Annotated in this window: 17 protein-coding genes and 1 pseudogene; 12 read left to right on the top strand and 6 right to left on the bottom strand. The window is 71.4% G+C overall.

Going from position 1 to position 22,005, the window contains the following annotated elements:
• Nucleotides 1-328: 328 nt before the first annotated feature.
• Nucleotides 329-1,204 (bottom strand): annotated as a pseudogene (locus tag ACFY1U_RS31450) (chitinase); the annotation flags it as partial.
• Between the two features lie 349 nt (nt 1,205-1,553).
• Here ACFY1U_RS31450 and ACFY1U_RS31445 point away from each other — a divergent pair.
• Nucleotides 1,554-2,333, top strand: coding sequence for a maleylpyruvate isomerase family mycothiol-dependent enzyme (locus ACFY1U_RS31445; protein ID WP_390697514.1), 780 nt, complete (start codon nt 1,554-1,556; stop codon nt 2,331-2,333).
• A gap of 115 nt (nt 2,334-2,448) precedes the next feature.
• Nucleotides 2,449-3,810 (top strand): cytochrome P450, encoded by a 1,362-nt coding sequence (locus ACFY1U_RS31440; RefSeq protein ID WP_390697513.1) that lies wholly within the window; start codon nt 2,449-2,451, stop codon nt 3,808-3,810.
• A 459-nt stretch (nt 3,811-4,269) separates the two neighbouring features.
• On the opposite strand, the gene ACFY1U_RS31435 is transcribed toward ACFY1U_RS31440, so the two are convergent.
• A complete protein-coding gene (locus ACFY1U_RS31435; RefSeq protein ID WP_390697512.1) occupies nt 4,270-4,707 on the bottom strand; it encodes a class I SAM-dependent methyltransferase in 438 nt (145 codons plus the stop codon).
• A gap of 171 nt (nt 4,708-4,878) precedes the next feature.
• On the opposite strand from ACFY1U_RS31435, the gene ACFY1U_RS31430 reads away from it, so the two are divergent.
• Nucleotides 4,879-6,987 (top strand): DUF1996 domain-containing protein, encoded by a 2,109-nt coding sequence (locus tag ACFY1U_RS31430; RefSeq protein WP_390697511.1) that lies wholly within the window; start codon nt 4,879-4,881, stop codon nt 6,985-6,987.
• Between the two features lie 44 nt (nt 6,988-7,031).
• On the opposite strand, the gene ACFY1U_RS31425 is transcribed toward ACFY1U_RS31430, so the two are convergent.
• The 4 genes from ACFY1U_RS31425 to ACFY1U_RS31410 form a co-directional block, all read right to left on the bottom strand.
• On the bottom strand, nt 7,032-8,303 hold the full coding sequence (locus tag ACFY1U_RS31425) for an MFS transporter (RefSeq protein ID WP_390697510.1): 1,272 nt from the start codon (nt 8,301-8,303) through the stop codon (nt 7,032-7,034).
• Nucleotides 8,304-8,530: 227 nt separating this feature from the next.
• Nucleotides 8,531-8,812: a hypothetical protein gene (locus ACFY1U_RS31420; RefSeq protein WP_390697509.1), complete on the bottom strand. Its 282-nt coding sequence runs from the start codon at nt 8,810-8,812 to the stop codon at nt 8,531-8,533.
• Nucleotides 8,813-8,914: 102 nt separating this feature from the next.
• A complete protein-coding gene (locus ACFY1U_RS31415) occupies nt 8,915-10,495 on the bottom strand; it encodes a glycerol-3-phosphate dehydrogenase/oxidase (RefSeq protein WP_390697508.1) in 1,581 nt (526 codons plus the stop codon).
• Nucleotides 10,492-11,091: a TetR/AcrR family transcriptional regulator gene (locus ACFY1U_RS31410; protein ID WP_390697507.1), complete on the bottom strand. Its 600-nt coding sequence runs from the start codon at nt 11,089-11,091 to the stop codon at nt 10,492-10,494. The genes ACFY1U_RS31415 and ACFY1U_RS31410 overlap by 4 nt, the downstream gene beginning before the upstream one ends.
• A 95-nt stretch (nt 11,092-11,186) precedes the next feature.
• Here ACFY1U_RS31410 and ACFY1U_RS31405 point away from each other — a divergent pair, with 95 nt between their 5' ends.
• From ACFY1U_RS31405 to ACFY1U_RS31365, 9 genes are all read left to right on the top strand, one after another.
• Complete coding sequence (locus ACFY1U_RS31405) at nt 11,187-12,785, top strand: FAD-binding oxidoreductase (protein WP_390697766.1); 1,599 nt, start codon at nt 11,187-11,189, stop codon at nt 12,783-12,785.
• A gap of 51 nt (nt 12,786-12,836) precedes the next feature.
• Nucleotides 12,837-13,718, top strand: a complete 882-nt coding sequence (locus tag ACFY1U_RS31400) for a YegS/Rv2252/BmrU family lipid kinase (protein ID WP_390697506.1) — start codon at nt 12,837-12,839, stop codon at nt 13,716-13,718.
• A 22-nt stretch (nt 13,719-13,740) separates the two neighbouring features.
• Nucleotides 13,741-14,193 (top strand): flavodoxin family protein, encoded by a 453-nt coding sequence (locus tag ACFY1U_RS31395; protein ID WP_390697505.1) that lies wholly within the window; start codon nt 13,741-13,743, stop codon nt 14,191-14,193.
• Nucleotides 14,194-14,299: 106 nt separating this feature from the next.
• Nucleotides 14,300-14,773 carry a carboxymuconolactone decarboxylase family protein gene (locus ACFY1U_RS31390; RefSeq protein ID WP_390697504.1) on the top strand — a complete coding sequence of 158 codons (474 nt, stop codon included), beginning with the start codon at nt 14,300-14,302 and terminating at the stop codon, nt 14,771-14,773.
• Between the two features lie 380 nt (nt 14,774-15,153).
• Nucleotides 15,154-15,537: a DUF485 domain-containing protein gene (locus ACFY1U_RS31385; RefSeq protein WP_390697503.1), complete on the top strand. Its 384-nt coding sequence runs from the start codon at nt 15,154-15,156 to the stop codon at nt 15,535-15,537.
• Nucleotides 15,531-17,126, top strand: a complete 1,596-nt coding sequence (locus ACFY1U_RS31380) for a cation acetate symporter (RefSeq protein WP_390697502.1) — start codon at nt 15,531-15,533, stop codon at nt 17,124-17,126. Before ACFY1U_RS31385 ends, ACFY1U_RS31380 begins: the two co-directional genes overlap by 7 nt.
• 417 nt (nt 17,127-17,543) lie before the next feature.
• Nucleotides 17,544-18,947 carry a serine/threonine-protein kinase gene (locus tag ACFY1U_RS31375; protein WP_390697501.1) on the top strand — a complete coding sequence of 468 codons (1,404 nt, stop codon included), beginning with the start codon at nt 17,544-17,546 and terminating at the stop codon, nt 18,945-18,947.
• Between the two features lie 407 nt (nt 18,948-19,354).
• A complete protein-coding gene (pgm, locus tag ACFY1U_RS31370; protein WP_390697500.1) occupies nt 19,355-20,995 on the top strand; it encodes a phosphoglucomutase (alpha-D-glucose-1,6-bisphosphate-dependent) in 1,641 nt (546 codons plus the stop codon).
• Between the two features lie 159 nt (nt 20,996-21,154).
• Nucleotides 21,155-21,985 (top strand): PP2C family protein-serine/threonine phosphatase, encoded by an 831-nt coding sequence (locus ACFY1U_RS31365; RefSeq protein ID WP_390697499.1) that lies wholly within the window; start codon nt 21,155-21,157, stop codon nt 21,983-21,985.
• The last annotated feature ends 20 nt before the right edge of the window (nt 21,986-22,005 follow it).

Here is a 22,005-nt window from a genome sequence, read left to right as displayed (position 1 = left end):
CGGGGCCCCGTCGCGCACCGGCTCAGGAGTGCGCGTGCGGGGGTGAACTCGCGGTACCGCCCAGCCACTTCAGGCCGTCGAGCGGGGAGCGGTTCTGCGTCTCGCTCGCGAACCTCTCTACCAGCGCCGGCCGGGATCGGTGCCGAGCGGGAAGCTGCTCGGGTCGACCGAGGCGAGGATCTCGATGTCGGCGGCTTCCACGACGACCTGCTGCAGTCCGCCGCCCAACGCACCGGATCCGGGCGCTACATGCGGGGCGGGGGCGCCTGGGCACGAGGATGCGTACAGCGCCGGTTCGGATGGCCTGCAGGCACGGGTGCGGGGGAGTTCAGCCGGTGTACTGGGCGAAGACGCGCGTGTAGTCCCAGGCCTGCTGGGCGACGCCGGAACAGCTGTCCGCGCCGCCGCCGGTGCAGGGGCGGTCGCGGTTGGCGGACCAGAAGGTGAGCCGGGCGAGGTGGTGCTGCCGGGCGTAGCCGAGGATGGCGCGGAAGTCGGCGACGGTGACCTTCTCGTTCTGGTCCGTGATCCCGTTCATGGAGGAGATGCCCATGGTCCGGTAGGCCTGGTCGTCGCCGTAGCCGTAGGCGCTCTTCAGCGCGGACTTGAGGCCCTCGGCCGCCTTCAGGGTGAGCGTCCCCATGTTCTGGCCGGCGCCCCCGAAGTCGAACGGCATGATGGCCCAGGCGTCCACCGACAGCCGGGACGCGGCCGCCCGTTTGATCAGGCTGGTGTCGGGCCCGCTCTGGTCGGTGCCGATGGTGACGTACACCTTCAGGCCCGGGTTGTTCGCCTTCACGGTCTTCAGCGCATCCACCGTGCGCTGCTGCACGGCCGGGTTGCTGTAGGCGTCGGCCTCGATGTCGATGTCGATCGCTTTGAGCCGGTAGGCGCCTATGACCTTCTGGTACGCGGCTGCCAGCTCCCCGGCGTTTGAGCAGGAGCTCTCCAGCTTGTTGCCGCTGTAGCCGCCGAAAGAGAGGATGACGTCACCGCCGCCGGCGCGCACGGAGTTGACGGTCCGCTGGTCGACGCCACCGGTGAGCGGGCGGCTGCCGTCCCACTGCGGATTGCAGTGTCCGTTGCTGAGGACGAAGGCGAGGGTGAACCACTTGACGCCGGTGGCGTTGGCGATGGTGGACGGGTCGGGCGGGCTGCCCCAGCCGTTGTAGAGGTACGGCGCGACGGCCATGGGGGCTGCGGCCGGGGCGGCGTCGGCGGGCGCGGCGGTGAGGGCTCCGGCGGAGAGGGCGGACAGGGCCAGGGCCAGACAGGCGCGCAACGCGGCGCCGTGGGTGGGGGGTTGGGGGTTCATCGGTGGGGCACAGCCTTTCGCCGGCAGGGAAGGGCGGAGGGTGGGGGTAGCGCGGGGTGGTTCATGTGGATGAACGCTGGGCGTACTCGTGAAGCTGTGTGACCGGGAACCTAAAGGTCTGAACCAAAGGCGTCAAGAGGTGAAGTCTCGGTGACACGAGTCCGCTTCGTCTCTTCAAGAAATGCGTGCACGCCGAATCCGAGTGCGGTGGACGGGCCGGTTCGCCCATGATGAGCGGATGACTTCGCTGACCTTCGACCGCTGTTGTCGCGAAATCGTCGTCCAGACCGACCTGCTCCGAACACAGATCAGAGGGGCGGACACGAGCACCCCGGTGTCCACGTGCCCCGGCTGGGATCTCGGCCGACTGCTGCGGCACGTTGGCGGGGACCATCGCTGGGCGGAGGAGGTGGTCCGCACGCGAGCCGTCGAACCCGTTCCCGGCGATCCCGTCGACGACCCGGCCGCATACGCCCACCTGGACGACGGTGCACTGGACGACTGGCTCGCCGAGGGAGCCGCGCAACTCGGTGGCGCCCTGCGCGATGCCGGCCCCGATGCGCGGGTGTGGACGCCGGCCCACGAGCGGAACACAACCTCTTTCTGGGCCAGGAGGATGACGCACGAGACCGTCGTGCACCGGGCCGACGCCGCACTGGCGACCGGCGCCGCCTTCACGCTCGACGACGAGCTGGCCGCGGACGCGGTGCAGGAGTGGATGGAGTTCGCGACGGTCCCCGAGGCGTACGAGCCCCGGCCGGGAGCGCCCGGCCTGCTCGGCCCCGGTCGTACGCTCCAGTTCGAGGCGACCGGTGCCGGACAGTGGCACGTCGACCTCGGCGGCGACCGGCCCGTGTGGCACAGCGGGCGCGCGGCGGCCGCGGCGACCGTAAAGGGGCCTGTGACGGACCTGCTCCTGTTCCTCTACCGCCGCCCCTCACCCGCCGTCGCCACCGAAGGCGATGCGGAACTGCTCGAACTGTGGCTGGAACGCACCGGGTTCTGGCTGGAGGCGTGAAAGGGACGGGCAGGACGGGCGTGGCGGAGGACACGCGGCACGTCGGATTGCCCCAGGTGCGCGCCTGGGCAGACATAAAGGCGAATTGATCACCTTGAAGGGAGCATGACGCCTCGTGACGCTTGTAGCGCCTCCCCCCATACCACGCGCGGCGGGATCACTCCCGTTGCTCGGTCACGCGATACAGCTCTTGCGCGACAACCTCGCCTTCACCACCTCGCTTCGCCGGCGATACGGCCCGCTCGTCGAGATCACCCTGCAACCCGGCACCCGCACGCTGGTCGTGCAGGAACCCGCCCTCATCAGGACGATGCTCACCGATCTGGCCCCCACACTCGACAAGGGCCGTCTGTTCGACAAGATGGGCCAACTCCTGGGCGAATCGGTGATCACCGTCGCCGGGCAGGAACACGTACGCAAGCGCCGTCAGCTCCAACCCGCCCTGGGGCGCGCCGAGATCGCCGGCTACGTCGACGTGATGCGTGGGCAGGCGACCGAGGCCGTCGACAGCTGGCAGCCGGGGCAACGCATCGAAGTCCGCGAGACGATGGTCAAACTGTCGCTGGACATGCTCACCCAGACCATCTTCTCCGGCAGCCTCGACGCTGACACCTTCCGCCGGCTGCAGCAGAACATCGTCGTGGTGATGGACGGCGTGGGCGTGCGCCTCATCCTGCCCGACTGGGTCGAGCGCCTGCCGCTGCCGTACAACCGCCGCTTCATGCGGGCTCGTGACGCCGTGCACGCCACCGTCAGCAAGGCGGTCACCGACCTTCGCGCCACCGGGCACAACACCGGCGACATGCTCTCCATGCTGATGGAGGCGAAGGACGAGAACACCGGCCTTCCGCTGACCGACCAGCAGATCTGCTCCGAGATCCTCACGCTCGCAGTGGCCGGCACGGAGACCACGGCCACCGTCCTGGCCTGGGCCATGTACGAACTCGCCAGGAACCCGGACATCGAGGCCCGCGTCCTCGCCGAACTCCACGAGGTGCTCGGCGACCGGCCCATCACCTTCGACGACATCACCGGCCTGCCGTACCTGAACCGGGTCGTCACGGAGGTCCTGAGGCTGCATCACATGGGGTGGATCGTCACCCGGCGCACGCTCACCGAGACCCGGCTCGGGGAGTGGACCCTGCCCGCCGACACCGAACTCGCGTACTGCCAGCACGCCCTGCACCGTGACCCGGAGTACTACCCGGAACCACTGAAGTTCGATCCGGACCGGTGGCTGGACGACAAGCAGAAGCCTCCGCCGGGCGGGTTCCTCCCCTTTGGCGCGGGCAAGCACAAGTGCATGGGGGACAGGTTCGCGATGACGGAGCTCACCACGAGCCTGGCCACCATTCTGCGCCGGGTGCGGTTGGAGCTGGCCCCGGGCCAGGTCGTCCGCCCCGTCGGCCGGGCCACCGCACGGCCCGGGAAGATGCTGATGACCGTGCGGGAACGCGGGGAGTTCGCGGCCGACTGAGGCGACGGACCACCGCGGTCAGGCCGTACCCTGCGCGTGCCTGACACGCCGTTCACGCGTCGCCGATCCGCCTCCGTGGCCGTACCCCTGGTCGGGGCTCTGCGGGGCCACGGCGTGCGGGTCACTGAGCCGCGCGGCGATCTGCGGTATCGCGGGCCGGCTGTCAGCTGTCGGCCCCTGCCCAGATGCTCCTCGGCGGCCGGAGCGAGCTAGGCGACGTAACCGGGGGCGGGCCCCTGCCCGGCCCGGAACGGGTCCCACAGGTCGGCGAAGTCGGCGAAGAGAGTGGGGACTTCGAGGGATACGACCTCCACCTCGACCAGCGCGGCCTCGCTCCACAGCCGCCGCAGTGGGGCCGGCCGGCACAGCGGGAACGGCGGCCCTCGTCCAGCTGGGCCGCCGACCCGGGATCGACGGCGGCCACGGCCTCCCAGAAGCGCCGTAGAAACCCCAGAAACCCTATGCCTTCGGCTTAGTCCCACACATACGCGGCGACCAGCCCGCCCGGCGTGACACGCGCGCGGCTTCGGCGACCGCGGCACCGGGCTCGGCGAGGAAGTTGAGGACCAGTCCGCTGATGGCTACGTCCACCGCGGCGTCGCCCACGGGAAGGGCCCGCGCGTCGTCCCTGGGGAAGAGCGCGGGAGGGGGCCCGTGTGCCCGGGCCGCGGCCACGAACCCGGCAGACGGCTCGACCCCGAGCAGCGTCCGGGGCCGGCACCTGCGCGCCACGGCCGACGCAGGCGCCCCCGAACCGCAGCCCACGTCCAGCCACCGGGCTCCGGGCGCACACGCCGGCCGGGCCACGAACTCGTCGGCCACCAGACGGCTCCAGCGCCCCATGTACCGCTCGTACGCGTCCCCGGCGCTCCACACGTCGAAGTCCTGCCCGGCCACGTTTCCACGGTGCCGTGCTGTCCCGGTTTGCGCCACGTGTGGGGATGTGGGGGCACGCGCTTTCTGAGAGGTTCGTATGAATCCGTGGGGTGCTTGAACACGCTGGTTCCGCCGTCCGTATGTGGCGAGGGATTTCCATGCCCGACCGCCGTGATCCGTAGGAGAACTCTCGTGGGACGCAACACGCGCAGACGTCCAACCGGCCCGCGCCGCGCAACCTTTGCGGCATTCGCGCTGATGCTGGGCGGGGGCGGGCTGGTGGCGGTCAATGTCTACGCCTCCGCGACGGAAGGCGGTTCGGGCACGGACGGGGCGCAGACGCGCAGTGCCGCGGCCGGCACGATCGACTGCCCGGACGTCGGCAGCAAGTTGACGCAGGTGCCGGACCGGGCGCGGGGTGAGGTCGACAAGGAACTCGCCTCGATGGACCAGCAGATAGCGGAGGCCTACCAGCGGCTGCAGGCGGCGACGCCGGAACAGCGCCAGGACAGCGGCTACACCGACGACCAGGTCATGAAGCCGCTGGAGGAGAAGCGGAGCGGGTCCCTCGACCGCATCGGCAACGCCATGGACCAGGCCGGGCGGCGTCCCGACGGGCTCGACTCCATGGCGGACTGCTCGATGCGCACCTGGAACGACCAGAACGGCGGCCAGGGTTCGCAGGGCGGCCAGCAGCAGGGGCAGGGAGACCAGCAGAACGGCGGCCAGCAGAACGGCGGCCAGCAGAACGGCGGCGGTCAGCAGGGCGGCAACGGGGGCCAGGCCGGCAACGGACCGGTCCCAGCGGACTACCAGGACATCAACTCGGTTCAGCCCAACGCCCCGGCGCCGGACCTCAAGTCCTTCGTCTCCAAGGGCACCTTCACCACCAGTTGCGGGGTGAATGAGAACGGCCTGCGCAACTCCGACAACGTGATCGTCGCCCCGGGCGTCACCAACGGCGCCCACCACTTCCACGACTACGTCGGCAACCAGTCCAACAACGCCTTCGCCAGCGACAACGACCTCGCGAACGCCCAGACCAGCTGCGAGAACCCCGGCGACAAGTCCACGTACTACTGGCCGGTGCTGCGGCTGCAGAACGGCACCCAGGACAAGGACGCGAACTCGCCCGGCGGCGGCATCGAGGGCAACGCGGGCCAGATCGTGACGCCCAAGCAGGTCACGATGACGTTCATCGGCAGCCCGCGCAGCCAGGTCACGGAGATGCCCCGGCTGCTGCGCATCATCACCGGCGACGCCAAGGCGTTCGTCAACGGACCGGCCAACGCCAACGCCTCCTGGAGCTGCACCGGGTTCGAGGACCGGCAGCTGAAGGACAAGTACCCGCTGTGCCCGCAGGGCAGCGACGTGGTCCGCACCTTCCGGTTCCAGAGCTGCTGGGACGGGCGCAACATCGACAGCGCCAACCACCGCACCCACGTGGCGTTCGCCGACGCCTCCGGCAACTGCCCGAACGGCTTCAAGGCCATCCCGCAACTGGTCCAGCGCATCGTCTACGACGTGAAGGCACCGAGCCTGCAGGACGGCGGCCGTACGACCCCGCTGTTCGCGGTGGACTCCTTCCCCGAGCAGCTCCACAAGCCGGTCACCGACCACGGCGACTTCATCAACGTCTTCGACGAGGGCCTCATGAAGGAGGTCGTGTCCTGCATCAACGGCGGCCGTGAGTGCGGTGCGGGCACCGGCGAGGACCCGGGCTCCGGCGGGGGAGCGACCCAGCCGCCGACCGGGAATCCGACGGACCAGCCCAGCGGGCAGCCCACGGACCAGCCGACTGCCACCGACCAGCCGACTGCCACCGCCCAGCCCACCCAGGAGCCGACCGCCCAGCCCACCGACGACCCGACCACGCCGCCCGCCGGGAACGACAACGGCAACTCGGGCGACGGGTCCGGCAAGGGGAACTCCGGCAGCGGATCCGGTGACCAGAACGGGCAGCCCACGACCACGGCTCCGGAAACCGGGCAGCCGGCGAACGGCGACGAGCCCACGATCTCCAGCACGTCGGAACCGAGGGTCTACGCGACGTCCAAGGCCTCCCACAGCGCCGCTGCCGCCCCGGCGAACGGCGGCACCAACACCGGCGACAACTCCACCCAGCCCCAGGCCACAGGCGGGAACGTCCCCGCCGCCGGCAATCAGACCGAACCGCAGGCGACCCGGAGCGGCGCGCTGGCCGAGACCGGCACGACCTTGTGGCCGGCCACGGTCGGCACCGTGCTGCTGCTCGCAGGGCTGTTCCTGCTCACCCGTACACGGCGCAGTTACCTGCGCTGACACCTGGGGCCCCTGGTGCCGTTCCAGGGGCCCCGGCACCGCTGCTACGCCGCTGCCCGCAGCCGCCTGCGCGCCTGGACACCCCAGACCAGCAGGGCCGCCAGGGCGATCGAGACGACGGCCGTCGACATCCCGGCCCGGACGCCGATCCGCACGGTGAGGGTGCCGGCCACCAGGGCGCCGAGCGGAACACCCAGACCTGAGGAGAGCATCCGGCGCGTGGTGTTGACCCGGCCCTGGAGCTCGGGCGGCGTCACCTCCTGGGAGTAGGTCATCGTGTTCACCAGGACCACGAGGTAGGCCGACCCCCATACGGTCAGGGCGACCAGCGTGACCCGCCAGTCCGAACTGAGGACGACCAACAGGCCGAGCAGGGCCCCGGCGGGAAGCACCCCCAGGAGAAGGGGGAACGCCTCGAAACGGTGCCGCAGCCGGGGCAGCAGGAAGGATCCGCCGATGCCTCCGGCACTCCATCCCATGTACAGCAGGCCGATCCGCCCGTCGGAGCCGTGGATGGACAGCACGCGGTCGGCGAAGACGACGAGCTGGCCGATGACGGCCCCGCCGGAGAAGGACTGCAGGGTGCCGACCACCGTCATCAGGCGCAGCGTCGAGTGGTTGCGGAGGAAGCGGACTCCTTCCCGGACGGACTCCCTGAATCCCGGCCGCTTCACCGCCGGCCTGTCGGACAGGGAGGTGTACGTGACCGCCTTGATGAGCAGGGCGGAGGCGGCGAAGGACAGGGCGTCCAGCGCCAGAGTGCCGGCCGGGCGGAACAGGACGATCAGACCTCCCGCCACCGCGTTCCCTGCGATGCGTACGACGGTCTCGGCCCCGTACACGGCGCTGTTGGCCTCGGTGAGCTTGTCCTTGCCGACGATGTCGGGGACGAAGCCGTACACCCCCGCGTCGAAGAAGAGGCCGAGAGCGGCCGAGGCGAAGGCCACGACGAGAACCTGGCCGCCGGTCAGGATGCCCAGGGCGGAGGCGGCCGGTACGGAGGCGATGCAGGCGGCGTTGAGCCAGTCGGTGAGGATCATCAGGCGGCGACGGTCGGTCCGGTCCGCGACGGTGCCCGCGATCAGCCCGAAGACCACGTAGGGCAGGGTCGCCGAGGCCGCCACCAGCGAGACGATCAGCGGCGAGCCGGTCTCCTGGAAGGCCAGCACGGGCAGGGCCACCGTGGTGACGGCGGATCCCAGCCCGGAGACCACGCGAGAGAGCCAGAACCAGCGGAAGTCGGGGATCCGGCGCAGCGGGATGTCCGGTGCTTCGGGTGTCGGTTCGCCTGTGTCCTTGCGGGGCAGGGAGGTCATCGCGGTCGGAGGGTCCTTTCGGTGAGGTGTCGTCCGGCGCCTGGAACGGGAACCGGGCGTAAAACGCGTGACACCCCATCAGCAGGGTGCTGATGGGGTGTCACATGGAGTGCGGTGCGTTTCGAGACGGAACCGGCCGCTCCGATGGCGGCCCGCGACGTCCGCGGAGGCGGAGTGTGAGCGAGGGGGTTCCGGAAACCCGCAAGATCATAGCAGGCGGCGGCCGGTCAGCTCCTCTGTTTGGACTGCCGTACCGCCCGCTCGACCTCCGCCTCGACCTCGTTCCGAGACTTGCCGGACTCCTTCGCATACTCGGTCACCGACGTCCGCGCCTCGCGGGCCAGGTCGCGCCAGGCGCGGCGGGCGGTCTCATAGGTGTCGGCCTGCTGTCCGCTCCAGCCACCGGGCTGGGTCACCGGGCCGTACGAGTGCTGCAGCTCCTCGACCCGGAGGTGCGCCTCGTCGGCTGCGCGCTGTTTCTCGACCAGCTCGTCGAAGGTATGTGTCACGCAAATGGAGCATAGGCGCACATTTGCCATGCCGCGCGCCGAGCCCGGGGAGCCGAGCCGGCGCCGCCGAGCCGAGTGGATCGGCGGGCGGGCCGCGGGCTCTCAGCCCTTCCGGGACAAGGCCTCCCCGAGCAGTTCCCGCGCGGTGTCCAGCGCCGCGGCACGGTCTGCCGGCACCATGCCGATCCGGGTGCGGCGGTCGAGGATGTCGGACTCGTCGAGGGCGCCCTCGTGGCGCACCGCCCACACAAGTTCGGCGGCAGTCACCGGATGCCCAGGCAGCACTTGCTCGCCGAGCCGGGGGGCGTCCGCGCCGAGTGCGAGGACGGCTGGTGCCTCGATGCCGTAGCGCCGTACCAGATGGCGAGGTGCCCGCACCGCGTCGAGCGTCCGGGGGGACGCGGCGCCGACGAGCGGGAGGACGGCCGTGGTCGAGGGGCCGGCGGGGAGGCGGCGGGCGGCGACGGCGGCGTCCACGGCGTCCTCGGCCATGCGCCGGTAGGTGGTGAGCTTGCCGCCGACCACGGTGATGACGCCCTCGGACGAGGTGAGCACCGCGTGCCGGCGGGAGATGTCGGCGGTCCTGGCCACGGCGCCGGACCCGGCCTGCGGTGCGGTGTCCAGCAGGGGGCGCAGCCCCGCGAAGGCCCCGACGACGTCCTCGCGCCGGACCGGGACGTCGAGGACCGAGCCCAGGACGTCGAGGAGGAAGCCGATGTCGCTCTCGGGCGCCTCGGGCACGTCGGGGATGTCGCCCTCGACGGGTTCGTCGGTGAGGCCGACGTAGACGCGGCCGTCGTCCTGCGGCAGGACGAGGACGAAGCGGTTCGTCTCCCCGGGGATGGGGATGTGCAGGCCGGCCGGGAGGGGGCCGAGGTGGTCCGAGCGCAGGATCAGGTGGGTGCCGCGGGAGGGGCGGATGCGGATGCCCTCCACCAGGCCGCCCGCCCAGACACCGGAGGCGTTGATCACCGCGCGGGCCCTGATCTCGCCCTCCTCACCGGTGAGTTCGTCGCGGACGCGGGCACCGGAGGCGGTGAGTTCCAGCGCCCTGACGCGGGTCAGGACGCGTGCCCCGTGGGCGGCCGCGGTGCGGGCGACGGCGGTCACCAGGCGGGCGTCGTCGACGAGGCGGCCGTCCCAGGACAGCAGGCCGCCGCGCAGTCCGTCGGTGCGCAGGGCGGGGGCCAGATGGCGGGTCTCCAGGGCGGAGAGCCGGCGGGGCGCGGGCAGCGTGGCCCGGGCGGTGCGGGCCGTCAGGCGCAGGGTGTCGCCGGCCCGGAAGCCGGCCCAGGCGAGCGCCGCCTGACCGCGGGAGACCAGCGGGGTCAGAGGCAGGACGAACGGCTGCGCGCGGACCAGGTGGGGTGCCGTGCGCTCCATCAGCACATCCCGCTCGACCGCGCTCTCGTGGGCGACGTCGAGCTGGCCCGAGGCCAGATAGCGCAGCCCGCCATGGATGAGCTTGCTGCTCCAGCGGGAGGTGCCGAAGGCCAGGTCGTGGGCGTCGACGGCGGCGACGCTCAGGCCGCGCGCCGCGGCGTCCAGGGCGGCTCCGGCACCGGTGGCGCCGAGCCCGACGACGAGGACGTCCACGGCGGGGCCGCCGACGGTCTCGGCCAGTTCGCGCGAGCGCCGGGCGGCGGACAGGGACGATTCGGGAGCTGCGGGGCTGGGGCTCATGGTGTGAGGGTCCTCTCCAGGATGGAGCGCAGCTCCGTGAGGAAGGCCGCGGAGGACAGCTCGGCGTCGTCCTCGTCGGTCATGGTCCGCAGGGACAGGGTGAAGGACTGGACGATCAGCAGCAGCGAGCGGGCCTGGCGCTCGGGATGGCCGACGCGGACCGACCCGTCGGCGTGCCCCTGCTTCAGGCCGTCGGCCAGCAGTTCCAGGAGCGCGATCTGGCTGGCGCCGCGACGGTCCAGGACATAGGGCAGAAGCAGTTCGGGATCGACGTCGACGATCTTGCGGAAGAGGGGATGGGCGCGGAAGGACTCCACTCCCGCCACCAGTCCCTCCACCAGCAGGCCGCGCGCGTTCGCCTCCGGTCTGCGCTCGGGTATCGCCCGCGTGGCCACGTCGACCCACTCCCGGGTCATCAGGTCTCCGACCAGGGTGCGCACATCGGGCCAGCGCCGGTACAGCGTCATCCGGGAGACGCCCGCGCGGCGGGCCACGTCGGTGAGTGTCGTACGGCGGACCCCGACGGCCAGCACGCAGTCCCGCACCGCGTCGAGCACCGCATCACTGTCCGAGCTGTTGTGACGAATAGGCGTCATGTGTCACAGTGTAACGCCTCGGCGCCCCGCAGGGTCGTCGGAAGACGGAACAGCTCGAACGGAATCGCTCGAATCGACCGGTGAGGACGACAGTCATGGACATGCTGTGGAGCGGCTGGGGCGACCCGGCCAGGGCGACGCCGCTGCCCGGCACGGTGATCGGGCTGTTGCGCGATCTGCTCGGCGTCAAGCCGCGCAGCGCGGAGCCGGTCGGCCTGGCGGACATCGCCGTGCCGGAAGGGCAGTTGGAGCCTGCGGTGCACCAGGCCCTGGTGGCGGCCGTGGGCGGTGAGGAGTACGTGCGCACGGACGCGGAGACCCGCATCCGGCACACCCGCGGCAAGTCCACCCCCGATCTGCTGCGCATCCGGGAGGGCGACGTCGAGGACACCCCGGCGGCCGTGCTGCTCCCGGCCGGCCACGACGAGGTACTCGCCGTGCTGCGCGCGTGTGCCGAACACGGCCTGGCGCTCGTCCCGTTCGGCGGCGGCACCTCAGTCGTCGGCGGACTCGCCCCCCGGCAGCAGGGCACCTTCGTAGCCCTGGACCTGCGGCGCATGGACGGCCTGCTCGCCCTCGACCCCGTCTCCCGCACCGCCACCCTGCAACCGGGCCTGCGCGCCCCGCAGGCCGAGGCGCTGCTCGCCGAACACGGCTTCACCCTCGGCCACTTCCCGCAGTCCTACGAATGGGCCACCGTCGGCGGTTTCGCCGCCACCCGCTCCAGCGGCCAGGCCTCGGCAGGCTACGGCCGCTTCGACGAGATGGTCCTCGGCCTCACCCTGGCCACCCCCGAGGGCACCATCGACACGGGCCGCGCCCCGCGTTCCGCCGCCGGACCCGACCTGCGCCAGCTCGTCCTCGGCTCGGAGGGAGCGTTCGGCGTGATCACGTCCGTGACGGTCCGCATCCGCCCCGTCCCGCAGACCCGCGTCCACGAAGGCTGGCGCTTCCCCTCCTTCGAGGAGGGCGCCGCCGCACTGCGCCGCCTCGCCCAGGACGGGCCGCGCCCGACCGTGCTGCGCCTGTCCGACGAGACCGAGACCCTCATCGGTCTCGCCCAGCCGGACGCGATCGGCTCCTTTGACGCCCAGGCGGCCGCCGGATGCACGGCGATCGCCGGATACGAGGGCACGGATGAGGACGTCTCGTACCGTCGGCAGCGTGCTGGGGCCGTGCTGCGCGAGTGCGGTGGCACGCCGCTCGGCGAGGAGCCCGGCGAGTGCTGGGCGCACGGCCGCTACTCGGCGCCCTATCTGCGCGACGCCCTCCTCGACGCCGGCGCCTTCGCCGAAACGCTCGAGACGGCGACCTTCTGGTCCCGCGTCCCCGAGCTCTACTCGGCCGTACGAGACGCGCTCACCACCACCCTCACCGAGGCCGGCACACCGCCTCTGGTCATGTGCCACATCTCGCACGTCTACGAGAACGGCGCCTCGCTGTACTTCACCGTCGTCTCCGCCCAGGGCGAGGACCCCCTCGCGCACTGGACCCGCGCCAAGCACGCCGCCAACGAGGCGATCCTCGCCGCCGGCGGCACCATCACCCACCACCACGGCGTGGGCACCGACCACCGGGACTGGTACGTCCGCGAGGCCGGCCCGCTGGCCGTCGAGGCCCTGCGCGCCGTGAAGCGGCGACTGGACCCGGCCGGACTCCTCAACCCCGGGATCCTGCTTCCCCTCGACGACTGACCGTCACCCCTGTCCGGCCGTACCGACCCGTCCGTCCTCGGAGGCACACCGATGCGACAGTTCACCGCCGTCGTCAACCCCACCGCGGGCGGATCCACCTCGGCCGCCGCGCTGCTCGCCGTGGCCAGGCCGCTGCGGGAGGCGGGCGCCGAGCTGCGGACCGAGTACAGCCGCAGCCTGGCCCACGCCCAGGAACTCGCCAGGCAGGCGGGCGGCCAGGGCCGGGTGGTGCTCGCCGTCGGCGGGGACGGCATGGCCGGCGGCATCGGCGGCGCCCTCAGCGGTACCGGAGCCGTACTCGGCCTGGTCCCGGCCGGCCGCGGCAACGACTTCGCCCGGGCACTCGAACTTCCCACGCAGCCAAAGGAGTTGGCCGAGGTGCTGCTCCACCGTGAGCCGCGCGCGGTCGACACCATCGAGGTCGCGTCCGCCGTACACGACCGCACCGTCGTCCTCGGCAGCGTGTACGCGGGCGTCGACGCCCTCGCCAACCGCCACGCCAACCACGCGAAACTCCTGCGCGGCGCGGCCTCCTACTACGCCGGCGGCCTCCGCGCGGTCACCAGCTGGCGCCCCGCCCGCTACCGGGTCACCGTCGACGGCAAGGAACACCACCACACCGGCTACACCGTGGTGGCCGCCAACTCCGGCTACTACGGCTCCGGCCGCCTCATCGCCCCCGACGCCCGCGTGGACGACGGCCTCCTGGACGTGGTGATGATCAGCGAGGCGCCCCGGCGGCTCTTCTTCGCCCTGATGAACGAACTGAAGACGGGCAGCCATGTCAACCGGCCGCAGGTGCGCATCGTGCGCGGCAGGGAGATCACCATCTCCGCCGACCGCGATGTGCCCTACGGCGCCGACGGCGAGGTCGAGGCCGTCCTGCCCGTCACGGTCAGAGTGCTGCCGGGAGCGCTGCGGGTGCTGTGCTGAGCCGCTGAACTAGGGTGCGGGTGTGCCCACCTTGCTGATCGTGCACCACACGCCGTCGCCCAACTGCCAGACGATGCTGGAGGCCGTACTCTCCGGTGCCACCGCGCCCGAGATCGAGGGCGTCGAGGTCGTGCGGCGGGCGGCGCTGGCGGCCACGGCGTCCGACGTGCTGGCCGCCGACGCCTATCTGCTCGGCACCCCGGCCAACATCGGCTACATGTCCGGAGCCCTCAAGCATTTCTTCGACCAGATCTACTACCCGTGCCTGGATGCGACGCAGGGCAGGCCCTTCAGCTATTACGTGCATGGCGGCAGCGACGTCACCGGAGCGGTGCGCGGGATCGAGGCGATCACGACCGGACTGGGCTGGCGCCGCACCGCGAAACCCGTCACCGTCACCGGGGAGCCCGCCAAAGCGGACGTAGAGGCCTGCTGGGAGCTGGGCGCAACACTGGCCGCGGGACTGCTCGACTGAGCACCGGGTGAGCGAGGGAGACACAGGTCACATCCGGCTGTGTCACAACCTGCCGGGCCGTGCCGTCAAAGAGGTGTAACCACCGACAACGGCACAGGAGCGCATCATGGAAGCTCGACTCAACCTCTTCGAGAACCCGGTCGCGGCCAAGCTCTTCCGGCACCTCACCGCGGCGGGCAAGATCGTCTCGGAGTCGCCGCTGCCGCTCGCCACGCAGGAACTGGTGAAGCTCCGCGCCAGCCAGATCAACGGCTGCGGCATGTGCACGGACATGCACACCAAGGACGCGCTGGCCGCGGGGGAGGACCCGCAGCGTCTCCATCTCGTCGCGGCCTGGCGGGAGGCCAAGGTGTTCACCGACGCCGAGCGCGCCGCCCTGGAGCTGGCGGAGCAGGGCACCCGCATCGCGGACGCGGCCGGCGGGGTCACGGACGAGGCCTGGGCGAACGCGGCCAAGCACTTCGACGAGGACCAGCTCGCCGCCCTCGTCGCCACCATCGCCGTGATCAACATGTACAACCGCTTCAACGTCATCGTCCAGCAGCCCGCCGGTGACTACCAGCCGGGCATGTTCGGATGACGCCGAGCACCTGACCGGGCACCTGACCGGCAACGGCAGTCCTTGTGCACTGCATTTGAGACAGCCTTCCCGCGGAAAAGGTACGGACTATTCTCGTACGCCTTGCTTTCATGGGCTGTGCGGCGCCCATGAAAGCGAGGTCAGGTGCGTGAATGAGTCAGCTTCGAAAATTCACTCTTCCGTGCGGTTGATAGTTCAACGGGCGCGCTGGAATACTCCGGCTCCCGGTCCTCCCGCCCCACCCAACGGCGGGACCGAAGGAATCCGGAAAGTGGCGATTCCAGATTCACGAACCCCCCACAAAGTCCGCACGGTGGTCTACTCCGGCACTCTTTTTCCGGCATGCGTGCGGCGCCAGGAAGTGGAGAAGGTGTGCCCGCGTGAATGTCGAGCAGGCGAAACGACGCGAGATATCCGAAAGCGCTGAATTCCAGCTGCTGCGCCGTGCACACCGGCGATCCGGAGTGCGGATGACGGCCCTCGCCGTCGGCGGATTCCTGCTGTATGTCCTGTTGTCCAGCTTCACCCCCGACCTCATGAACACCTCTCTGTACGGTCACCTCACCCTCGGACTGGCCCTCGGACTGGGGCAGTTCGTGGTGATGGCCCTGATCGCGCGACGCCGCATCGTGCACATGCGCACACACGTCGACCCGATAGCCCGCGGCTTCCGCACCCAGGCCCGCCGCCGGCAGCCCGCACAGCCGGGCCGTCCCGCCCAGTCACCCGCCTCCCCGCACACCGAGGGGTACCGCACATGGTGACGACCGCGGCCGTCGTCGTGGACCGCTTCAGTCTGCAGCTGACGTTCCTGCTCTTTCTCTCCGTGGTCGTCGTCACCCTGTTCACCGCGTTGCTGACCGCTCCGCAGCGCGACGAGATCGGCGAGTTCTACCTCGGCAACCGCACCATGTCGCCGCTGCGCAACGGGCTGGCGATGTGCGGCGACTACCTCTCCGCCGCCACCCTCCTGGGCAGCACCGGTCTGGTCGCGCTCACCGGATACGACGGACTCCTCTACCTCGGCGGCACCGCGGTGGCCTGGATGACGGTCCTGCTGCTGATCGCCGAACCCCTGCGCAACGCGGGCCGGTTCACCCTCGGCGACACCATCGCCCTGCGCATGCCGGCCCGCCAGCGCCCGGTCCGGCTCGCCCTGTCCCTGTGCACCCTGGCCGTCACCACCCTCTACCTGGTTGCCCAACTCGTCGGCAGCGTCGCCCTGTTGACCCAGTTCACCGGTGAACCCAGTGCGGCCACCCGCACCCTGTGCGTGGTCGTCATCGGCACGGTCGTCGTCGTGTACGCGGCACTCGGCGGCATGCCCGGAGCCACCTTCATCCAGATCGTCAAGGCCGTGATGCTCATCGCCGGCGTCACCGTGACCGCCGTGATGGTGCTGCACCACTACCACTGGAACATCGACGCCCTGCTTTCAGCGGCCGCCGACCACAGCGGCCTGGGAACACGCTTCCTGGAGCCCGGACTGCGCTACGGCGCAAGCACCACCAGCAAACTCGACTTCCTCAGCCTGCAACTGGCCATCGTGCTGGGCCTCGCAGCCCTCCCGCACGTCATGATGCGGCTGCTCGCCCCCCGCTCCACCACCGTGCTGCGCAACTCGGTCGTCTGGGCGATGGGCCTGGTGGGCCTGGTGTGCCTGGCCGCCGGCGTCCTCGGCCTGGGGGCCACCGCCGTCGTGGGCCGGGACACGATCGCACGCATGGACCACAAGGGCGACGCGGCCGTGCTCCTGCTCGCCCACGCACTCGGCGGCGGCATCCTCACGGCCCTCCTGTCCTGTCTGGCCTTCGTCACGCTCCTCGCGGTGGCCGCCGGACTCACCCTCGCCGCGGCCTCCTCCGTCGCCCACGACCTCTACGGCGAGGTCATCCGCAAAGGACGCGCCAAACAGACCGAGGAACTCCTGGTCGCCCGGCTCGCCGCGGCCGGCATCGGCATCCTCGCCATGCTGCTCGCCCTCGTGTCCTGGGGCGCCAACACCGCCACCCTGGCCTTCCTCGCCTTCGCCATCGCCGCCTCCGCCCTGCTGCCCACCCTCGTCTACACCCTGTTCTGGCGGCGCTTCACCGCGACGGGCGCCCTGCTCAGCCTCTGCGGTGGCCTGCTGTGCTCGGTACTCCTCGTCGTGTTCTCGCCCGTCGTCTCCTCCACCCCGGCCTCGCTCTACCCGGACGCCGACTTCGCCTGGTTCCCGCTGCAGAACCCCGGCATCGTCTCGATCCCGGTCGGCTTCCTCCTCGGCTGGCTCGGCACCGTGCTGAGCCGGCCCGAAGTCCCGGACGCCTACGACGAGTTCGAGGTCCGTGCGCTGGTCGGAGCCGCCGACTGACGTGAGCCCGCCGGGGCGCGGTGGCGGATTTCCCGTACCTTATGCTCCTCGCCATGAACGACGGGGACACCGACGGACGGGTCGTCGACGGCCGCTTCGAGCTGGAGTCGCGGCTCGGTGGTGGCGGTATGGGCACGGTGTGGCGCGCCCGCGACCTGCTGCTGCACCGCGGTGTGGCCGTCAAGGAGGTCCGGCCCGCCGACCCGGACCCCAGGGCCTGGTCTGAGTTCCCCGCCTGCGCCCCGACGCCCGGCACGCACGCTCGCCGCACGGCGCCGCAGGGCAGGTGGCTCCGCCACATGACCTGCGACACCGCACGCCGATCGCACGCACCGAACGCCGCTGCGCCCGCGCTCCGCGCGGACGACGGGGAACTCAGACCAGGCCCTGGCCGAGTACGACCCGGACTCCGCGCGGATGCTGCGCGAACGGGTCCTGCGCGAGGGCCGCTCCCTGGCCCGGGTGCAGCATCCCAACGTGGTGACGATCCATCACATCGTCGACGGCGGCGAGGGCACCTACCCGTGGATCGTCATGGAACTGGTCGAGGGCGGTTCCCTCGCCGACCGGCTGGCCCGCGCACCGATGACGGCCGCCGAAGCCGCCCGTCTGGGCCGTGGAGTGCTCGACGCCCTGCGCGCCGCGCATGCCGCGGGCGTCCAGCACCGCGACGTGAAGCCCGCCAACGTGCTGCTGCGCACCGACGGCAGGCCCGTCCTCACCGACTTCGGGATCGCCGCGATCCGTGACTCCACCGCGCTGACCGCCACCGGGTCGATCATCGGCACCGCCGACTACATGGCCCCGGAGCGTGTGACGGGCGGCGACGGCGGGCCCGTGGCGGACCTGTGGTCGCTCGCGATGATGCTGTACGTGGCCGTCGAGGGCCATCATCCACTGCGGCGCGGAACAACCCTGGCCACGCTGGCCGCCGTACTGCACGAGGACGTGCCACCGCCGAAGCAGGCCGGACCGCTGGCTCCCGTGCTCGCCGCAGTGCTGGTGCGTGATCCCGGGGCACGTCCGGACGCGGAGGCGGTCGAGCACATGCTGGCCGCCGCGGCGGAGGCCGGACACGCACCCACGGCCACCTCGTACCCCCTGTCGCCCCCGCAGAACGCCGTCCCGGCGCCGGCGCCGGCCCCCTCCGAGACCGTCGTGCCCCGCCCCGACAGCCAGGGCCGCCTGCGCCGGGCCGCACTCGCGTCCGTCGCGGCCGGTGCCGTGCTGGTGGGCGGGATCACCTGGGTGGCGTGGCCGGACGGCGGCAACAAGGCGTCGGCGTCCACGAAGACCGGCGGGCAGCACAGCACCCCCGCCTCCGGAAAGCCGGCAGACACGCCACTGCCCAGTCCCACGACGAAACTCGCCACCGGCATGCTCACCCCCGACGGCATCCGCAAGGCGCTCAAAGCCATCGAGGACAAGACCGGCAGGGACACCTTCGGCGATCTCGCCGTCTACCCCGAGTACGTGTCGGTCAAGGCCATGGTCCCCGGCAGCCGGACCCGCCACGACAGCTACACCTACCGGCCCGGCAGGGGGGTGGAGAAGGGCACCAGCACCGGCACCCTGATGGGCAAGCTCCCGGTCAGCCTGAAGAAGTACCGCTGGGACAAGCTGCCCGCTCTCCTCACCTTCGCCGAGCAGAAACTGCGCGTCGACAAGCCGGCGAGCCCCTATCTGCTCCTGCAGCCGCCGAATGAGTTCAACGACGACCCCGAGGCCTTCGAGGTCTGCCTCGCCGACAAGTACGCCACCGGCTATGTGCTGGCCAGCCCCCAGGGAAAGGTGCTCAAGGTGATGCCGGCCGACGGATGAGCCGTTGGGCCGTATGCAGCAGCCGGAAGAGCCGCACCGGGGGCATGGGGACAGGCTTGGCCTGCACCCGCATGGCGGCGCTCTGCCAGACCCCGGCGTGCACCGCCGCCTCTCCCGCAGCGCGTGGCAGCGAGCCGCAGGACCAGCTCGAGCCGCTCGTCGGCGCCCCGGCGCCATCGCCGTGCTGCGCGGGCGGCGCCCTCTACGGCAAGAACATCGTGCGCGAGCAACGGCGCCGGATCGCCGGTGCATCCGAACCCGCGGGCCCCGGCCGGAACACGGCGGGCCTCGCCGCGGGCGCGGTGCAGGCCCGTTCCCGGCGCTGCCCCGCTCTCGCTGGCCGCCGCCATCACGAGGGAAGATGGGGCGGCAAGCGTTTTGGTCAACCGATGTGGAGGAGCGGGCACATGCAGCACGAGCGAGCGGGCAGCCCGGCACGCCCCGAGGACCTCGTCGACGTCGCCCGGCTGGTCACCGCGTACTACGCGCTGCACCCGGACCCGGCCGATCCGGGGCAGCGGGTGGCGTTCGGCACGTCAGGACACCGCGGGTCGTCCCTGGCGACCGCGTTCAACGACGACCACATCGCCGCGACCAGCCAGGCGATCTGCGAGTACCGCGCCGAGCAGGGCACCGACGGCCCGCTCTTCCTCGGCGCCGACACCCACGCCCTGTCCGAGCCGGCCCGGGTCACCGCGCTGGAGGTGTTCGCGGCCAACGAGGTGACCGTGCTCATCGACAGCGCGGACGGCTACACGCCCACCCCCGCGGTCTCGCACGCCATCCTCACCCACAACCGCGGCCGCACCTCCGGCCTCGCCGACGGCGTGGTCGTCACACCCTCGCACAACCCGCCCGCCGACGGCGGCTTCAAGTACAACCCGCCCAGCGGCGGACCAGCCGGCTCCGAGGCGACCTCCTGGATCCAGGACCGGGCCAACGAGATCATCGCGGCCGGACTGAAGGACGTACGCCGCATCCCGTACACCCGGGCGCTCGCCGCCGAGACCACCCGCCGCCACGACTTCCTCGGCGCCTACGTCGCCGACCTGCCGCACGTGCTCGACCTGGACGCCGTCCGCGCCGCGGGCGTGCGCATCGGCGCCGACCCGCTCGGCGGAGCCTCGGTCGCCTACTGGGGCCGGATCGCCGAACAGCACCGCCTCGACCTGACCGTGGTCAACCCCCTCGCCGACCCCACCTGGCGCTTCATGACGCTGGACTGGGACGGCAAGATCCGTATGGACTGCTCCTCGCCCTACGCGATGGCCTCGCTCATCGAACAGCGCGACCGCTTCCAGGTCGCCACGGGCAACGACGCGGACGCCGACCGGCACGGCATCGTCACCCCCGACGCCGGCCTGATGAACCCGAACCACTACCTGGCCGCGGCCATCTCCTACCTGTACGCCCACCGCAAGGAGTGGCCCGCCGACGCGGGCATCGGCAAGACCCTGGTCTCGTCCGGCATGATCGACCGGGTCGCCGCCGACCTGGGGCGCCGCCTGGTCGAAGTGCCGGTCGGGTTCAAGTGGTTCGTGGACGGGCTGGTCGGCGGTTCGATCGGCTTCGGCGGGGAGGAGTCGGCCGGGGCGTCCTTCCTGCGCCGGGACGGCTCGGTGTGGACCACAGACAAGGACGGCATCATCCTGGCGCTGCTCGCCTCCGAGATCATCGCGGTGACCGGGAAGACCCCCTCGGAGCACTACGCCGCTCTCACCGCCCGCTTCGGCGAGCCCGCCTACGCGCGCATCGACGCCCCCGCGACCCGCGAGGAGAAGGCGCTGCTCGCCAAGCTCTCACCCGCGCAGGTCACCGCGGACACCCTGGCCGGGGAGGCGGTCACCGGGGTGCTCACCGAGGCCCCGGGCAACGGCGCGGCCATCGGCGGCATCAAGGTGTCCACCGAGAACGCCTGGTTCGCGGCCCGCCCCTCGGGCACCGAGGACGTGTACAAGATCTACGCCGAGTCGTTCCGCGGCCCCGACCATCTGCGCCAGGTGCAGGAGGAGGCCAAGGACGTGGTCATGGCGGCCCTCGGCGGCTGATCCGGACGCCACGCCCGGGGTGCCGGACGGTGGCAGGGCAGGTCGGCGAAGTCGTACTGCGGACTTCGCCGACCGCCGTGTCGCGAACATCCCGTTAAACGAATAATCTGGGGATTTGCCCCGATGGGGCCATGGCCCACGGTCCCGCCGGAGTGATCAATGTCCCTCGAGCGTCCGACAGAGGACGGCGACGAACTGCTTGCCCGACTCGGGTCGCTGACCGCCCAGGCACGCGAACTCGCGGAGCTGCAGCGCTCCCGGGTGGAGCTGGCCCTCGCCCTGCAGCGCGGCATGCTGCCCCGCGACCTGCCCGCCGCCTGCCGCTATCACTTGGCCGTCCGCTACGCACCGGCCTGCCAGGGCCTCAATGTGGGCGGCGACTGGTACGACGCCTTCACGATGCCCGACGGCCGTATCGGACTGTCCATCGGCGACGTCCAGGGCCACAACACCGAGGCCGCCGCCTTCATGGGGCAGGTCCGGGTCGGCCTGCGCGCTCTCGCCTCCGTCACCGGCGAGCCCGGCGAACTCCTCACCCGCACCAACGACCTGCTCCTGTCCCTGGGTACCGACCTCTTCGCCACCTGCACCTTCATACGGCTCGACCCGGCCACCGGCGTCCTGGAGAGCGCACGGGCCGGACACATCCCGCACATCTGGGCCACGGCGGACGGACGGTGCGGCATCGCCGAGGACGAGGGCGGACCACCCCTGGGCATCGCGGCAGGCATGCGCTACCCCGTGACCCGCCACCTGCTCACCACCGGCGGTGTACTCGTCCTGCTCACGGACGGCGTGGTGGAAGGACCCTCGCTGAGCGTCGACGAAGGCCTCGCCCGGGTGGTGCAGCTCGCGGGCAGCGCCGCAGTGGCCGGCATGGAGGCCGACGTCCTCGCCGCCGGCGTGATGAAGATCGCCGAGCGGGTCGGCCACGAGGACGACGCGGCCGTCCTGGTCGTCACCCACGACGGTCCCGGCGTTCAGCCATAGGGCCGGACCCGGCGCCTTTC

It is taken from the genome of Streptomyces sp. NPDC001351 (assembly GCF_042896045.1).
Classification (GTDB): Bacteria; Actinomycetota; Actinomycetes; order Streptomycetales; family Streptomycetaceae; genus Streptomyces.
The sequence above is the reverse complement of the archived record's forward strand: the minus strand, read 5'-3'. Positions and strand labels throughout refer to the sequence as shown.

Bases quoted from the DNA above. Each gene is read 5' to 3' on its own strand.
- ACFY1U_RS31445 (WP_390697514.1), top strand. From the start codon at position 1,554: ATGACTTCGCTGACCTTCGACCGCTGTTGTCGCGAAATCGTCGTCCAG.
- ACFY1U_RS31425 (WP_390697510.1), bottom strand. From the start codon at position 8,303: ATGACCTCCCTGCCCCGCAAGGACACAGGCGAACCGACACCCGAAGCA.
- ACFY1U_RS31415 (WP_390697508.1), bottom strand. From the start codon at position 10,495: ATGAGCCCCAGCCCCGCAGCTCCCGAATCGTCCCTGTCCGCCGCCCGG.
- ACFY1U_RS31410 (WP_390697507.1), bottom strand. From the start codon at position 11,091: ATGACGCCTATTCGTCACAACAGCTCGGACAGTGATGCGGTGCTCGAC.
- ACFY1U_RS31405 (WP_390697766.1), top strand. From the start codon at position 11,187: ATGGACATGCTGTGGAGCGGCTGGGGCGACCCGGCCAGGGCGACGCCG.
- ACFY1U_RS31400 (WP_390697506.1), top strand. From the start codon at position 12,837: ATGCGACAGTTCACCGCCGTCGTCAACCCCACCGCGGGCGGATCCACC.
- ACFY1U_RS31390 (WP_390697504.1), top strand. From the start codon at position 14,300: ATGGAAGCTCGACTCAACCTCTTCGAGAACCCGGTCGCGGCCAAGCTC.
- ACFY1U_RS31380 (WP_390697502.1), top strand. From the start codon at position 15,531: ATGGTGACGACCGCGGCCGTCGTCGTGGACCGCTTCAGTCTGCAGCTG.
- ACFY1U_RS31375 (WP_390697501.1), top strand. From the start codon at position 17,544: ATGCTGCGCGAACGGGTCCTGCGCGAGGGCCGCTCCCTGGCCCGGGTG.
- pgm (WP_390697500.1), top strand. From the start codon at position 19,355: ATGCAGCACGAGCGAGCGGGCAGCCCGGCACGCCCCGAGGACCTCGTC.
- ACFY1U_RS31365 (WP_390697499.1), top strand. From the start codon at position 21,155: ATGTCCCTCGAGCGTCCGACAGAGGACGGCGACGAACTGCTTGCCCGA.